We start from the raw sequence: 17,879 nt of genomic DNA, 5'->3' as shown, positions 1-17,879 counted from the left end.
CCTTAATTATGCGCCTTATATAGATATTGTCATTGGAGTTTAAAATTGTTTTATGCCTTAAAAGGTTCTTTAGTTGGAAATATGAAAAGACAGCAGGTACCACTTTTTCGATGTCTAATGAACCTCTCCATCTGGTTCGATATTGTGTTAATTACTATCATCTTTGGCTATGAATCCTTCCTTAATTTTTTGTCTTGCCATTGATTCGGCCAATTTGAATTTAAAGTCTTCCCACTTTTCTCCAAAGCATTCAATAAAACCGTCAACAAATAACTTGAAATATTTGGCAGTATATGGCGTCTTACGGTCACCCAAATAAGTAATCCCATTAAAAGTAAACTCTAACGCCTAATTGAAAATTAACACCTTCTTCTCCATGTGCTACAAGGTCACTATTTTGAGTTGAAATGTCGGGGTTTAAAATCTCTGCGTCCAAAAGATTGCGAACAACAATAAATAAATCAAAATCAGATAATCTCGCAGTATAGTTAATATTAACGATACTATAACCGTCTAAATTATGACGCGCTCCTATATATGTGATGTTGCCACCTATACTGTGCATGTCCCAAAGGTCAGTACTTGCACCAATACTTAAAGTTAGTCTAGGTGTGTTAAAAGCCGTCGGGTCTTCAGCAATAACCTTATTACCTTCTTTTTGATAGGCTAAATTTATAAATAATTTACTATCAGAGGTGGCCATTTGAAAATCGATTTCTGCGCCTTGACGCTTAAAATTTCCTTCATTAAAAAATGAAACCGCACCGTCAGCCTCACTAAACCTCCTTTCTATGAAGTCCTCTGCTTCTAAAGCATAAATATTGGCGACAAATAATACGTTTGATTTTGAATAGGAGTAGGCGAAATCAAACGTTTTTACTATTTCAGCTGTTAACGATTCGTTTCCTATTACATTTCCAGGCGCGTAAACGCTTGTTTGTGTTGGGTTTGGGGAGTTAAAGCCAGTTGAATAGAGTGTTTTCAATGATTGATACTCGTCAATTTTATACACTATAGCCGCTCTCGGTGTTGTTTTTTTACCACTTAATTCATTATCAGTAAACCGACCGCCGATAAGAAAACGCCAGTTTTCAAGGGTGTAGTCTACTTGAGCGTATGCCGAAAACTCATCTAGTTTACTTTTCTCAAGGGATGTAGCTAGCGGTGTGCTCGGATCATCTAACAAATAGATTCGATAATCCCCGACCGAACGAGTTTCATGTTCAACGCCGACAGCGAGTTCGAGAGATTGATTCATATTATAAACAAAACTACCACCAACTCTGAATCGATAGTCGTCTTTGCCGTTATTATCTTTTGTACCTAATATGCCAACACCTGGAGCGATTGCATTTTCTATTTTTATGTCAAAGGTGTAGTGGTTATAGTCGGAGAAAATAATGGTTCTGCTATTATCTGTGCTCCAGTTATTATCTATATGAATTAATTGGCCTTTGGTTTCTAAAGTTAAGGGCTGTAAGGTGTTTTCGCCTGTGACACCATCGTTAATACCAACAGTGGTGTCAGAAAAAGCCTGAAAAAGAAGGCTAAATTCGTTGTTGGTATAGCGTAATAATCCCGATTGCCTTTCTAAATAACGATCAACCTCGCCTGTTACCAATCCTACATTGGGGAATACTTCATTATATGTGGCAGTGTAACCATCTTCTGTTCTGTATTCTGCCGCAAAATAAATTGCGGAATCATCCGAGAACTCTCGATTGAAATAACCACTACCTTCTTTAAGGCCATTTGATCCTATTTTAACTGACGCAGAACTCTTACCAATATCTTTTCTGGTTATCACATTGAATACACCACCCGATGCTTGTGTTCCATAAAAAACGGCGCCAGGTCCTCGTATAACTTCTACATGAGAAATTGACTCCCATGGAATACCTTCCATTGGAATGAGAGAGTGAGATGGTTGGTGATAAGGAATACCATCAAGTAAAAAAAGTACTTTCTGATTAAATGCCTCATCTATACCCCTAATTTGCACTGAGGCCCAGCCAGCTATAGAATCCTGAACAATAACACCTGGGATGAAGTTGAACATTTCTCTTAACGTAGTTATGCCCATTTTCTCTAGATCGGTACGATTGTACCGCGAAACTATGGCTGGTGTTTCAACTACCGTTTCTGGTTTTGTCGAGGCGACAGAAACTCTTACTTCAAGTAACTCTTCCAAAGATAAGTTAAACAGATTCTCTAGTACCTCACTCTGTGCAGGACTGCAAAATAGTGAACATGAAATTATCAGAGAAGCTGTTAGGCGAATAATATTTTCCATAATTCCTTAGACTAATACTGAGTACTAAAATTGATTAAGCTATTTTATTTCCAGAGAAAAAATTAAATATTTAGCAAAATAGTGAACTTATTAACCTAGTATAGGTATTATTATATTAGTTGCATAACGAGTCATTCTACAAGAAGTCTATGGAGAAAAAAATCATGAATGTTAAGTTAGCTAACTCTATTTTTAAGCGGGAATTACTACTATCAAGTCCGTAGGATAAGATGAACCTAATAAATTAATTTACTATAGAAACATAAACAAAGTGTGCATAGCGGTTCAAATATGTGAATTTGATTATACCTTTTCAGTTAACATGAATTTAAGCCCTCACTACTAATGAATATAGACAGTTTTGTGGTACATTTTGTCGAAAACCTAGTGTTTAAAATTTTTGCTGAATATTTCTGCTTCACACACTTTGATGTCACGCCAATACAAATACAGGAATGACCGCATTGGTGGCTGAGTTGCCAGTCAGGTTTAACGACTCATTGACAAAAGTCATCATCTAAAGGCTCATATTTTTATCTATGGGGTAAGACAACAAAGCCGCCTGTGAAGATTCGTCTTGTAAAGCTCACGGTTTACTATTTCAATGTCAACATTTACGAGTGAAAATCATCCCACCTAACGTTCACTTAGATACAGAGAAGACATTAAATTTCACTAGTTTTACAGGTGTTTTTATTAGTTTTTGTATCGATAACGTCCGTACATGCCACAAAAGAAAACATTAACTCTGACCATGTTTTTCATTGCTCAGTGATTACGAGCTAAGGTTCACTGTTGCCACCAAGAAGACCTCTCAATATATTTAGCTGAATTTAAAACACTAGGGTTAACTTAAATTCAATAGTTCGGGTTTCTTGTGGCACTCCCTCAGTAGCACCATGCGCAGAAAAATGTTTTTTATCGAACAAATTGTTTACCCGAAGGCTAGCTGATAAATTTAAAGGCAACTTTTCTACGCCAGCAATTAGATTTACTAGGGTGAGATCATCAATTTCAACTGTGCTACCAGGACCGCCAGAGGTCTCTGAACGATAGATTATTGTTGGCGTTATGTACCAGTTCCCTTTGCTTAAAGTCAGCCCAGATTTAATCATATGGTCAACGGTGAGGGGAAGCCTTTCATCGTTTAGTTCACCATCTACATAGCTATAATAAAGCCAATAGTCTGCCTGCCAATTGCTTATCTGCCGTCTTAATCGGAACCCAGCATCAAAGCCATGATTACTAATTTCGCCGGCATTGACCTTACTCTGGGTGAACGCTATTTCACCGCCAGAAATATATAAAGGCTGTTGAGGATTAGTGGCTCCTGAACTGATGAGGTTTGATACTTCCTGTTTATATATGTTTAAAAATATATTGGTCGATGAATCCAGTTGGTAATTTAGGTTGATTTCATGCGCCGTCATTTCTTCTGGTTTTAAGTCTGGATTAGGTATATTCATAAAAAAGCTTTGATAAACATCATTATCATCTTGGAAAGCAAATGAACCGTAATGCTCATAACTAAAAGCTGGTGAGGCAGCGATGAATGCCGTGGAATAAATATATTTCCAGGTCATTTTTTCGGATGACTGATAAACAATGCCCAATCGTGGGTTGGTGGTATCACCATAAATTGAACTATTGTCGTAGCGCAGCCCCAAGGTGCTGCTTAGAGATGGGAGCCACTGTTGTCGCCATTGCGTAAAAAAACCTAGATTATTGTAATTTAACTCAAATATTTTTATCGGCAGATCAGTTCCTAGGTAAACAAGAGATTGCGTTGATACGGGTCGGTCGGGGTTAAACGGCTGCGCTAGATCGGTGGTTTTAGGTAGCATATAAAAATTTTCGTAGCTAAAACCAAAATCGATCTGGGTTTTTTCTGAAATATCAATATTAAAGTTTTGATTAATTTCGAATTCATTTCCTCTTTCATATTTATAGCGACTGGCAAAATTGACAAAAATGTTGGCATACCCTGAATCTGGGGCTAGCTCATACTGTGCATAAGATATTTGCGTGTTGCTGTGAACATCGCCTATTGCTATATTCGTCTCAATATATACATTTTGATAATCCATTGTCCAAAATGCTTTCTCATCGATATTTTCGTCAGCCACTGGACTGCCAATATGATTTGATTGGCCCTCTGAACGATGGTTAAACCCAATTTTCAGCAAGTCTTTAAAATGAAAATTTACAAATATACTTTCGCTTTCTGTTTTAAAGTAACCCATGCTATTTCGTTCAGAGGCTTGTAAAACTGTGGTGCCAGAAAAGGTAGTAAGGTCAACGGGAGTGTAATAGTTGTGGTATTCTTTAGTCAGATCCTGATGATCGTTTTTGTTGCTGTGTCCTCCTATAAAAATTGCTGAGTCATCACCTAGAGCCTTAGATACGAAAAATTCAGCACTGCTATTATTATTTTCACCAACCGTTATGGAAATGAAATCCGCCGATTCTTCAGGGTCGTCATAAGTCACTAGATTTACTATGGCGGTCATTGCATCAGCACCATAAAGAGCTGACGTTGGCCCCATCATAATTTCAACTTGCTTAATAGCATACAAGGAAAAGCCTGAGTCGATGGCTTGATTTCGGCCGGTTGGCGAATGAACTCGAATACCATTTTGCAGTATGACAAACTTATTTTGACCGGTGATCCCTCTAACGGTGTAGTAGTTGAGCCATTCTTGAGTCACCTGCGGTAGAACACTAAACCCTGGGATATCCGCTAAAATATCTCGTAAGTGACGATATCCTCTAAGTTTAATGTCTTCATCAGTAATAACAATAATTGAACCTGGTGCCGTTTTTGCTGATTCCTCCCGTTTGGACACAGTTGTAACCTTTACTTCCAGTAATTCACTAAGGGACAGTGAAAATAGACCTTGTGTAGAATCGTCAGCGTTTACCGTAAATGTAGACAGTAAAGTAAGCCCAAGCGTTATTGTAGGGATTGCATTTCTATGTGCGCTTCTAAACATGACCACCTCTAGTTGTTGTGAATTTCAACTAAGAAATCCAAATGTTGCTTTGCTCTGATCCTTTGAGTATAGTCATAAAGTTAAAGGCCTGCTGCTTAATAGCCTGAAATAACAAGGGGTCATAACAATTTATTTAAGATTGTATATCCTTTGATTGATAGGTAATAAAGAATGTATAAGGTATTACATCATGTAAAAAAAACACAAAAACAAATAGGAGCAGATATTCTTTAACTGTATTATATTCACTTAGGGATGGTTTCAATACTGAACTCATATACATTGGTACGGTGCTCATAATTGCTTTCTGAACTAGAAACTGTCTAGTGAAACCTGGGAAGTCCACAACTCAAACTTATACTCATGTTATAGGTCAGCATTCTTCTGGTATTTTAAGTCCTATTGATAAAAACGATCATTAGAAAAATATATGGAAAAAAATTAAAAGCTAATGACTATAAAGTGCAAAGTGATCATTAATAATTATATGATGAACGACCGTGGTGTTGGCTCAGTTGTCTGTCTAACTATTGTCCAAAACATTAACAAGGTAACACTGTAAAAACCGACACAAACCAGCTATAAGCCAATTGATTTAAATACGTTTTAGCCTCAAAAACAATTAAGTTATTGGATTTTACTTAGAACTATAGATAAATTATTGACATTATTTGCTTTAAAAAATACTACTCCATCTTTGTGTTTTTCAAGAGCACTATATTTTCGTAAGCTATAGAAATGTTTCTCAAAAACAACTCAACCAAAGAGATGTCAATATTATCCTGAGAGATATAGCCTTCTAAGATCATCACTGCTTTTCTCCCTCCACCTATATTGACACATGCAAATAACCTATTATCATCAATTACGTGAATACTTTCTCCTTCGGAAAACATAGCATCTAAATTGATATTTAAATCTACTTCTAGTGAGGTACCTACTTTCTGTACATAATGTTCAGTACCAGCCAAAATAATCCATTTATCTTTCTCTTTATGAGCCGCTAAGCCTTGCTTTAATAAATATGCACTACCACTTTGGAGATTCAACAAAGCCGATAATTGACCTAATGTCCCTTCAGCAAACTTTTCAAATGAGTGCATTCTAAAAATATCAGCGGAAGATTCAATAATCATCCTTAAACATGCTCTATTTTTATTCAAAGCCACAATATCCTGATAAGATCGACATGAAGCACACATAACGGTATAAAGTTTTTGCGAGGTTAATTCAGATTTCTCTTTATAATCGTTAATATCATAATCGGTAATAATAGCTCTTTCTGGTGCTTCGCCCGGTTGACCTGTCCGTAAGACAATGCGGACTTCACGGTTACCTAACTCTTCTCTTATCCATTTAGCAACATCTAAACCTTCATGTTTACTTTCCATCACCACATCAAGAAATACCAAGGCAATATCCTTTTCTTTTGATAATATTTCTCTCGCTTCTGCGCCCGAGTAGGCGCTTAAAAATTCAACCGGTCTATTTTTAAATTCAAAGTTGTTTAACGCTAATTTAGTAACCGTATGAATATCTTCATCATCATCTACGATCAACAAACGCCATGGATAAACTGATTTATCATGTGTTATATCTACTTCTTCTTCACTAAAGAGCATCTCATCATCAATATCAGCCATTTTTGTCCTACTTATTTTTTTAGATTTTTTAAGGTTAGTTCAAACCATGTCCCATCACCAATAATAGAGCCGTAATTCACTTCACTATCTAATTTATTACGAATTAAATTATAAACGATATTTAAACCTAACCCTGAGCCCCCATATTCTCGATTAGTCGTGAAGAAAGGCTCTAGGATTTTAGGTAGGATTTCTGGAGAAATTCCTTTACCATTATCTTGAAAGCGTAATAAATAATTATTTTCTTTTGGTGTCACGGTAATATTGATAACACCACCACTTACGTTTTCATCAAAGCCATGCTCAAAACTGTTATTAATAAAATTAGCAATAATTTGTGCCAGTATGCCAGGGTAACTTTTAAGTACAATGTCATCTGGACAATTGATAATGATTTCTACATCATAATGTTTGAATTTAGGTTTAGAACTAGTCACAATATCAAGTAAGGTTTCTTTAACTCTTAAATTATGTAATTGCTCAGAGCTTTGTTCAACAGACACTCGTTTAAAACTTAAAATTAATTCAGCCGCTCTGTTAAGGTTCTTATTAATGAGAATCGACAATTGACTGGACTCGTCAATGAATTTTCGCAAAGTATTTTTAGTCATCTTATTTTCTTGAAATTTTTGATCCAAAAATGAAACAGAATCATGGAGATGGGAAGAGGCAGTAACGCATATACCAATAGGCGTATTAATTTCATGGGCAACACCTGCGACTAAACTACCTAACGCTGCCATTTTTTCAGATTCAACTAATTGATTCTGACTGATCTCTAGATTTTTTAATGCATGGGATAATTTTCTAGTAGTATTTTTATTTTTAACAAAAAGAATGATAACTAATATAGTAACCGAAACGGCAATAATGATTAATATGGAAACAATAGTGATGGTTCTTTTTTGAGTATCAATCGTTTGACTGTGTTTAATTAAGGCTAAATTCTTTTGATTAAGCTGCTCTGTTTGTTCTGCTAAATTTAATTGTTGCTCTTTTAAAATAACTTTATTGCTTTCGATACGTTTTATTACCGCTTGATGAGCTGATTTTTCTATTTCAACTGCTTGTTTTTCCAACTTTAAATTTTTCTCTACTGTAATTAATTGCTTAGCGGCCGCTAATGATTTTTGTTGATTATTGGTTATTATCTTTCTTTGATTTCCTAATTTATTATTAACTAGATCAAGTTCTCGTCTATTGGTTAATAACTGTCGAGATTTTGTTTTTAAATCCTGATTCATTTGTTGTATTTTTTGCATCGTCCCGGCTAAACGCTGTTCTTGCCGGTATAACTTTTGATTTAATGCCACTTCTCTTTGTTTTGTTTTCAACATTGCAGCTTCGGTTTCGCGATAAATTGTTGCTACGTCTAACTCAGTACCGCCAAGCAAAAGCATATCTTTTGACATGGCTAGTTTTTCATAAATGATATTAGATTTGTTGACCTCAAAAGAAAAAGTGGAGCTTTGCGCATCCTTAGTAAGGTTGATCATTATATCTTGGCGCTCGGTGCTTTCTTCACTGATCACTAAAGTTGCTGAACTTCGTATATTGTTAGCTAAAGTTGAGAATTCTTGATTGTATTTCTTAGAGAAGTAAATAACATCAGTCGCTTTAGCCTCATCGATTGAATGAACATTAATTATTTGGATCTTTTTATCTTTGCGTGTTCTATTTTCCAAAGCAAGATAAAACACCTTAAATAATGAAGGGTCATTATAAATGCCGATGGTAAAAGTATTTTTTAGGTTTTCTTTTGGCCAAGTAATATGATTAATGAAATTATAAACCAAAGCGACTTTCACCTGTTCATCCTTAAACTTTTCAGCGGCAGAGAGCTGTGAAAAATTTAACAACAGAAATAGTATGATTAATATTTTAATACATAAAGAAGAATGTATTTTATTGAGAATCATTTAGTAACTAAGTCCCTGTGAATTTAATACGCTTTAAATAACAATAACAATAACAATAACAATAACAATAATAATAGCTTATTTTAAATTTTTTGAATTATTAGTAAACTAATAGCACTAACCTGAACCAATTAAGTATGGTCTGAATCAGGAGTAAAAGACTATAAAGTGGTATTAGTTAGCATTTCACCAGTGATCATTGGGTCACTGGTATTTGTAAAGCAACAATGACTTCTCTGTGCGCTAAGCAGAATAAGCCCCGTAAAAATATTAAACGACAACTTTCCGATCTTACAGCGGATATAAATTTAATCATTCCATGGCGGTTTGAGGCACGAAGCGCTGTAGAACTAATGATCGTTTTGCGCTGTGAATTCAAATGGTCAACGCAACATATTCAAGGTAATAATAACCGAAATATATTGCCGCTTGAGGGGTGGGTTTAAGATCATTATGCCAGTGATAGGTCATCTTGAAACGCTAACTATTGCCACATCGCTGACCTAAGGTTTTAGTACCATAACAACAACTATGGGGCAGTAATCGGTCATAAATAGAGAGCCGAAATCACTATGTCTAGCCGTCACAATGAGCACACTGCGGTTATTGTGACGGTATATTGTGACTGTGTAATCACGCGATTATAACGGTAACTTTGATAAACTTATTTCGACTCAACAATTTGTGTAAGCCTTTATCTAGGCTAAATGTTATGTAGACGTTGCTAGATTAAAAGATATTTTCCATCACGACATCAAATACGATACCTAGTACAGAAAAATATATTATAAAAATTGCAGATACTTTTCCTATTGTTTTCCACCTACTCTGTTGATGTACGGTTTTAAAAGCCGTATATATATACCAACCTAAATATAAGGTAGGAGGGATTTGAAGTAGTAGAAATACCAGATGATATTGCTCCAAAGCCTCTAGAGGCGCGATAATCATTAACATTAAATAGATGATGCTATGCAGATGCATGGAAAATACTAAATTTCCGATGAAGAAACTCTGCCGGAAAAAGAGTTGTACAATCAACGCAAATATAGGAAATAAGACAAACATTGCTTTGGAATAATAACTACTCATAGAGTCAGTTAACGTAAGGGTCGGCTCGTAAACTTGATATATGCTAGAAAAAATGATGAAAAATAGAATACTGATCACAAGATATAAACGAAAGGGGGGAGTATATTTTACTCGTTTTCCTTGATTAAATTCCTGTGTCAATTGTCCTGGTTTACTTAACATGATGCGCAGAGTAAGCCACAGTCGGCCATCAATATCTAATAACTCATGAAGCATGTCTTTGCTCACAGCAACAAACGGTCGGTTTAGACTGGCTGTGCTTTGCCCACATTGTAAGCAAAAGTGAGCATCTTCCTGAAGTTCTGTTTGGCAATTTTTACAATTAATCTGCATATCATAAATCCATTGTGGGATGTTAGGCAACCTAGATCGCTCAGAACAGTCATAGTTTAATAATTGAAGATACCAATTACACTAATAAATTGGTCAACTTAGGGTTGTATTAGCGAGCTTATAACAAGCAAAATTACTTAAACATAGTTATTCTATATTTCTTTAATTCTGAGCCGTTATTGGTTCGCTAATAAACTCCCAAAGGGCGAGTTTAAAAGGCTTACATGCGTCGTTATTGATTTCGACAAGGACGCTACATGGATGTAGCTTTTTAGAGAATGCAGGAGCATATTCTCCTGAATAACCATTCTCTTCAATCAAGGCCTTGCCTCTAAGCCTTTTAATTCTCGCTAAGTGGTCAATTAATTAATGTACTTGGTATTATATAGGGGCACAATGCATGGTCCCCTCGATATTGCATATTTAACGCTACATGAGTGGCTATATTCACTGAACCAAAACAAGCTTCTTATGATCGCTCTTATGCATTTACAACAACAAATAAAAAAGTCATCCATGACTTTTTTATTTGGCGGTTAACAAGTGACTGTTTTATATTATTACAGCTTAATAAGGTTATCAGCACTATCTCGGTCTATTAATGTCACAAAAGGGTCAATGCCAGCAAACATTGGACGTTTATCAACAATTAAGGTGATAATATTTTTGCCACTGGTGATTAAGTGCTTTTTCAAATATAAAGGTGGATTATTAACTGAAAGATCATCGGGATCATCGAGAAACAAACCAATATTAATCATTTGCGATAAATCCATTGCTGTTTCCACGCCTTGCCCATCAGCATTGGCTAGGTGAGCCTCAACAGTTAAGGTCACCTCAAACTGTTCATTATCAAGTGCTTTGATATCAACAGATTTAGCTTTTAAGTCATATATGTTAATTTCTTCAAAAACACCTTTAATGAAACTTAATTCGTCTTTATTCGCACCTTGGCTGATAAATGCTTGTAGATCTAATGTGGTGGGGTGAACGCCTTCACTAAATTTAAATTGTTTTATAAAACGGCTAAGTGCGTTGTTCATACGTTCTTCACCCAACAAATCAACTAATGACATCATGACCACAGCGCCTTTGCGATAGTGAATATATTGTTGGTTTTCAACTCTCATTAGCGGTAGCTCTTCAATACCTTCACTGCTTCTGCCACTAAAATATTTATCCATTTCAGTAATTAAAATACTTCGCACTTTCTTTTTGCCATATTTTTTAGCCGTTAACATCAGGGCACTGTACTGAGCTAATGTTTCTGTAATCATGGTATTTCCTTGAACATTGGCACCATCAACTTGACCTCCCCACCACTGATGTGCCATTTCATGGGCAGTGACATAATAGATTTGGTCAACTTCATTTTCATTTCGCATATCAGTGATAAACCCTATACGCTCTGAAAATGCTATGGTATTTGGAAAACTTTGAGCAAAAGCATAATATCTCGGAATTTCAATAATACGTGCTTGCTTGTGCTGATAAGCGCCAAAATTTTCGCTGAAATAATCGATGGAGTCTTTAATACCTTCAACCATCCGCTCTACATTAATATCATGATTTTTATGATAATAAATCTCTATATCAACGCCGTTATAGTTACTTTTTAAGCGCTCGAATCGTCCCGATGTATAAGAGAAAAAATTCTCTATTGGTGCGTCCATTTTGTAATGGAAATAACGACGGTCACCCTCTGTCCATTCTTTTTGCAAGTAGCCAGGCGCAATAGCGGTTTGGTCGATTGATGTAGAAACGGTTGTTTCAAATGCTAAATACCCAGCTGATGGCCCCATAATAGTTTCATTGTAGAATTGGGATTGCTCTAACTTATGCGCTCGCTTTGCTGGTGGTAAATTGTATTTTTTTCTTAAGTTACTACTTTTTAGTTCTGCAAACCTCTGATAACCAAACACTGGAAACATCTCGGTATTATTAAAAAACGTACCATTTTCAACAATATTGGTCGTCATGCGTTTATCAGAGAATCCTTTGATTTGCTTAACAAGTTCAAAGCGACCCTGACGTTTTTCGCCGGGCATCAAAGGTTTGTCAAACTCGAACCAACCATTATTTAGCATAGGATCTAAAGGTCCCAATTTACCGCCTTCAATAGCCAAATTAAATTTGTCTAAAACTATGGTTGAAACTAAGAATCGATTTATGGGTTGCTCTGACTTATTGAATATTTCTATCTCAACGGAGGCTTCAACTTTCAGCTCTTTTGGATAAATATCAACCGCCGCAGTTAACTTTGTGATAACTGGAACGGCTAATTCAGCATATTGGGAAAATTGTTTCTCATAATCAGCATATATTTCATTTTGCTTTTCAATACTCGTATATTGATTAACAATTTGTGTGTTGTAATAAATATTAGTGCCACTTAAAATAAAGACCAAACAACTCGTTGCTAACGCTATTTTTCCCTTATTCCCGATTTGATAACCAATATTTTTGAAACGCTTCTTTAAGCTCACTGCATTACCACGTTGCCATAAAGCAAAGCCAATAATACTCATTACCACAGTCAAAGCACCCCAATAAAGCATATACCAGTTTTGAGTGACTATAGACCAGCCATATCCATTAAGATCAGAGTAATTCATTAAAGGCGATTTACTGAAATTGAACATGTTATGGCCTAGACCTAAAGGTTCCATTACAAAGCTGGAAATATAAAACAAGATAAAAAGAAACATGCCCATATATTTATTAGGGCTAATAATTTGTAATAGAAAAGCCAGCACGGTAAGCATCATCATCGGGAGTGCCGTAAAATAAAACAGACTGATTAAATACTGACTAAGTTGCAGCTGTTCAAAAGATTGAATAAAGCCATTAGTTAGTTGGTAGGTAATCGCGACGGCCATACCAACAACAAGCAATAAAATTAAAACAAGCCATACAGCGACCAATTTAGACAGCCAAAAAGTAATATTAGATACTGGCATGCTGTCGATGATGTCACCCATGGTTGATGAACGTTCACGCCATACGACCTCGGCGGAGTAATAAGTGATAATAATAATACTTAATACCTTCATTGAGCCGATAATCACCTGCACCATAAATTGAGTAAAGGGGAGGTCGGTACTTCCGAACATTCCTTTAGGTTGTAGTAAAACAGCGATCATCACAAACAACATAAAGCTGCATAAGATCAAGAATGATGGCGTAGTGATGACTTGTTTAATTTCAAATCTGACTCGCACTACAAACTGTTGAAGTGTCGCTTTAGCATAACCTTTATAATGTATGTGGTACTCTTGCAAATTTATAGCTGACACTTCATTGTTACTTGTCTTTTGACCTTTCTTTTTTAATGATTTAGTTGGAGTTAACACCATTTTTTTTGTTAACTGACCAAAGAATACTAATACCATGCCGCCAATTATTAGCCATAGTATTCGATTTAATAGCAGAGCACCGGTTAAGGTGATGACTTCATTGTTTTTTTCGAACACAGTCCAATATCTTGAAATTTCGAGAAAAGTTCTATTTCCAAAGGGATCTAATAAGGCTGCAATTTCTCGCACATCTTGCTGCATAAATTGGCCTTCACTGATAGTGTTTAAAATGAATACTGCCACCACCGTAAGATAAACAGCCATCATTGATTTCGTGCGAACGGCTATTGTGTAAAACAAGCAAGAAAAAACCAACAACGTTGGCACTGAAATATAGACAAAGGCACTAAAGTAATAGTTAAAATTAATTGGCCCTAATCTAGTTTCTGTAACCCATGGCATAACGCTACCTAAAAACATGCCGATAGGTATTACCGCTGAAACGGTTAGCACAACAGCGAAAGAACCCAAAAACCGACCAAGCTGATAGGGTAGTGGCTTGATAGGTTTACAATAGAGTATTTCGTCCATCTCTGTTAGCTTGTCACGCATAGCGGTATTTGCGACAAAAGTAATCACTAAGAACAAGGAGAAAAAAGTCAATATCCCCATGGCTTGAGCAATGAAAAAGGGGCCATTAATAAATATGTTACTGCCAAAGACATTTTCGAGCGTATTAGATCCACTGGTAAAAAATGCCATACTAAAAAATATAATTGCAGAGACATAAAACGATGGTTGACGAGTAAAATATCGCCATTCAAACAAGAACATATTGGCTATCATTTTTCTCTCCTTAACTTGCGATGCGTTGTTGTTTGTTTTGATGCAGCGATGAGAAATAAACATCTTCCAAATCAGCTGGTGTTGTTTCAAAACCTTGTGGTGCTGAATCAGCTAATACATGAATGATGATTTGTCCTGCGAATAATCGTTTTGAAATAACCGGTAATTCTTTTTCAATGCTTTCAACTTCCGTAATACTGACTGTTTTACGCCAAATTTGTCCTTTGAGATCATCAATTAGCTCAAAAGGGTTTCCTTGACGCAAAACTTCACCTGCGGCTAATATGGCCATTTGAGGACAAAGTTCGGAAACATCATCAACGATGTGAGTGGATAAAATAATAACTCTCTGCTCTCCAAGAGAAACTAATAAGTTATGGAAACGATTTCTTTCTTCAGGGTCTAAACCGCCGGTAGGTTCATCTACAATGAGTAAATCTGGATCACCTAATAATGCTTGGGCAATACCAAAACGTTGACGCATACCACCAGAATAACCACTCACTGCATTTTTTCTATGTTGATACAAGTTGGTTTGAGCGAGTAATCCATCAACAACCTCTTTACGTTCTTTTTTATTAATCAGTCCTTTTAACATCGCTAGATGATCTAATAATTCATAAGCTGGAACGCCTTGGTATACACCAAAGCTTTGTGGTAAATATCCCAAACGTCGACGAATTTCTATTGGATTTTTTAGAATATCAACACCATCAAAAATGATTGAGCCAGAATCAGCATCTTGCAAAGTGGCAATGGTTCGCATGAGTGATGACTTACCTGCACCATTAGGACCTAACAATCCAAACATACCTTTTGGAATGCATAAATTGACATTATTAAGCGCTTTAACGCCATTGTCATAAGTCTTATTCAAGTTTTTGATTTCTAACATGGTTTACCTTTGTATATAGACCAGACAGCAAAAGTGGCTGTTGGATAACCGTTAATTATGGACGAATTCTACAATTGATAAAAATATGGGTATAGAACGATTGTGCAGGTTGTTGCTTTTGCCTTAGCACAATCGTTCTATAAAGTAGTTTGAATGAATAATAAACTGCTCGCTAAATAACCTTAACTCTGGATAAGCAGCACTTGCTCAATATTCCCCTTTATCCGATTCTCAGCGTTAAAACGTCGATAAATAACCCGTTATTCATTAACGTTTTGCCTTGATAATCGAATAAATTGAAACATTGAAACATTGATAGAGTATATAGCTATTTAGTCTTAAGACTTTGGTTCTTAACAACAGTAAGTCGTTGTTTTTACTTAAACATCAAGTACTCATTATCCAGAGTTCAGGTTAAATAACTATTTTTAATCTGAGTATTTTGAGAAACACTATGAAACGTAAAACGATAAAATTTATATCTAGTATGTTGTGCATTGTCCCTTTGTTAACCTTTGCCCAAACACCTGAACATAAAAAATTAACCAGTTATATAGACCTTATTAAAGCAAGCCTTGAATCTGCGGAACAAACTCAAAATGGTAGGTGGTCATATCGCCTGACCAAAGATCTAAATATTGATGGCGAGAAAACAATCAGCGTTGAAAAGTATTCCCCCTCGAACGACAGCAATGAGCAATGGATTCTTGAAGAGCTTAATCATCAAAAACCAAGTAGTGATGATATATCACAGTATTGGGATGATAAAGCTGATGATGCAGAAGAGGCCCTGATGAGAAACAAGTTTATAAATTTTGTCGATATAGACTCTATTAAAATCAAAGAAGAACATGATGATTATGTACTGTTTTCTTTTAAAGGCTGTTACCCAAAATTTGGCGATGCAGCTAAAGGAAAAATTGATGGTACGTTAACGTTTGATAAAAACAAAGCATATGTCACTCATCTTGAACTAATAAATAATGATGAATTTACCGCGAAGGTGATTCTTGGCATAGAAAAATGGCACTTAAAAATATCATTCGATAAGACGAAAAATGTCATTTTACAAAGAAGTAGAACCTCATCATTACAAGGCACTGCAATGATGTTTGCAAATATCAATGTGACTGTTGATGTTGCTTTCACTGATTACATTTTTGTTGAGACTAGCCATTGATTTACTAAAACTTAATTATCTAACACTTTTTATTCACAACCATTTATAGAGGTTAATATGAACAACAATAGCGCTGATAAAATAATACAATCGACACAGTCAATATCATTATTTCAAAAAATTCGAGAAAATTTAACACGAAAAAAAATCATTTTATTATTGATTGTTTTCGCAGTAATTTTTTCTTTCTTCCAGCCTGAAATAGCTAAAAGCATGTTAGAAAAAATTTGGTGGTTGATCTATTAATATAAACTGCTTAACCATTTTTTAGGACTAATACCATAGGTCTTTTTAAAATGTCGATTCATATGACTTTGATCGGAAAAATCACATAAACTAGCAACTTCAGCGAGTTGAACCCCTTTAGTCATCATGGCTCTTGCTTGCTGAAGCCTACGCATGATCAAATAACGGTACGGGCTAGTGCCAAAAAGTGCTCTAAAGTCTCGTGATAACTGCCAGCGATCGCGCCCGGTGATGGTTTCGAGTGTGTCTAATGAAATTGACTGTTTTAAGTTGTCGGCGATATATTGCCTAGCCATTTCAGCTGCTTGGTAATCAAATGTTGGTTTGGTTTTTTGTTTGTCATCCGAGACCATTTCCATTGTAGTCGCCAAATCAAACAAAGCGTCTTGATACTTTAAGCCGCTAAGGTCATCATCCATTTCTCCTAACAGTCCTAATACTGCTTGGTAAAGTCTAGGATCATCTGAAATACCATTTTCGATAAATGGCAGCGCTTTACCGCCAAGTACTTGCTGAATTTGAGCGGGATCAATATAACCCACACGATAACGCATTCCTATATCGGTACCTGCTTGGCCATCATGTAGCTCATCGGGATGAATAATTAAGCATTGACCCGATTCGTTTTGTCTTAATTCACCACGATAATTGAACCGTTGTTTACCTGATAAGGTGATTCCTATCGCGTAGGTGTCATGGCGATGCGGCGCATAAGCTGAACCATTAAAGAAAGCTTCAGCTCGTTCCAACTCACCGGGAGCACGAACAATCCAATTCGAGCCAATATTCTTTGCTGTAGCGCTTTGAATTACTTGCTTAGACAAATTTACGTCTCCAGATATAGGATTGCTTGGCAATTAAATTTGTAAGTATACCATAGGCTAATTATCAGTCTGTCTATAAAAGTAAAACATCATGTCAAATGACGCATGGCTTGAATTTTGCCTCGATGGACTAAGACCTATGTGCAGCGGAACGAAAATGTTGGTGTGAACTTTGGTTATTTCATTTACTGCTAATACAACTTAATCCTATATCGACAACAGGATTGTGATTCCGGTTGTCATAGAAGGTTATATATAAATTTATTGGTCAGCTTACGAAGGTAGAACAAACTTTTGTATTCTAAATACCCTCTTTTTA

At 35.9% G+C, this 17,879-nt stretch carries 9 protein-coding genes; 1 reads left to right on the top strand and 8 read right to left on the bottom strand.

The genetic code is table 11. The annotated features are described in order from the left end of the window. Positions 1-328: 328 nt before the first annotated feature. From F580_RS0113430 to F580_RS0113385, 7 genes are all read right to left on the bottom strand, one after another. Complete coding sequence (locus tag F580_RS0113430; protein ID WP_019028255.1) at positions 329-2,293, bottom strand: TonB-dependent receptor plug domain-containing protein; 1,965 nt, start codon at positions 2,291-2,293, stop codon at positions 329-331. 833 nt (positions 2,294-3,126) lie between these two features. Next, positions 3,127-5,286 (bottom strand): TonB-dependent receptor plug domain-containing protein, encoded by a 2,160-nt coding sequence (locus tag F580_RS0113425; protein ID WP_083926984.1) that lies wholly within the window; start codon positions 5,284-5,286, stop codon positions 3,127-3,129. Between the two features lie 686 nt (positions 5,287-5,972). Beyond that, positions 5,973-6,929, bottom strand: coding sequence for a DUF3369 domain-containing protein (locus F580_RS24545; protein WP_019028253.1), 957 nt, complete (start codon positions 6,927-6,929; stop codon positions 5,973-5,975). Between the two features lie 11 nt (positions 6,930-6,940). Beyond that, entirely contained in the window at positions 6,941-8,848 is a 1,908-nt protein-coding gene (locus F580_RS25560) for a YfiR/HmsC family protein (RefSeq protein WP_019028252.1), read from the bottom strand. Positions 8,849-9,577: 729 nt separating this feature from the next. After that, a complete protein-coding gene (locus F580_RS0113405) occupies positions 9,578-10,273 on the bottom strand; it encodes a DUF3667 domain-containing protein (protein WP_019028250.1) in 696 nt (231 codons plus the stop codon). 560 nt (positions 10,274-10,833) lie between these two features. Next, positions 10,834-14,415 carry a M1 family aminopeptidase gene (locus tag F580_RS0113390; RefSeq protein WP_019028247.1) on the bottom strand — a complete coding sequence of 1,194 codons (3,582 nt, stop codon included), beginning with the start codon at positions 14,413-14,415 and terminating at the stop codon, positions 10,834-10,836. Positions 14,416-14,425: 10 nt separating this feature from the next. Continuing rightward, positions 14,426-15,310, bottom strand: a complete 885-nt coding sequence (locus tag F580_RS0113385) for an ABC transporter ATP-binding protein (protein WP_019028246.1) — start codon at positions 15,308-15,310, stop codon at positions 14,426-14,428. Positions 15,311-15,764: 454 nt separating this feature from the next. Between F580_RS0113385 and F580_RS0113380 the strand changes: the two genes are divergently transcribed. Then, on the top strand, positions 15,765-16,490 hold the full coding sequence (locus F580_RS0113380; RefSeq protein WP_019028245.1) for a hypothetical protein: 726 nt from the start codon (positions 15,765-15,767) through the stop codon (positions 16,488-16,490). Between the two features lie 242 nt (positions 16,491-16,732). Here F580_RS0113380 and F580_RS0113370 read toward each other — a convergent pair whose 3' ends face one another. Continuing rightward, entirely contained in the window at positions 16,733-17,560 is an 828-nt protein-coding gene (locus F580_RS0113370) for an AraC family transcriptional regulator (protein WP_019028243.1), read from the bottom strand. Between the last annotated feature and the right edge of the window lie 319 nt (positions 17,561-17,879).

Origin of the sequence: Colwellia piezophila ATCC BAA-637, assembly GCF_000378625.1 — a bacterium.
Lineage (GTDB): Bacteria > Pseudomonadota > Gammaproteobacteria > Enterobacterales > Alteromonadaceae > Colwellia > Colwellia piezophila.
This window is presented reverse-complemented; position numbering and strand designations above follow the sequence as displayed.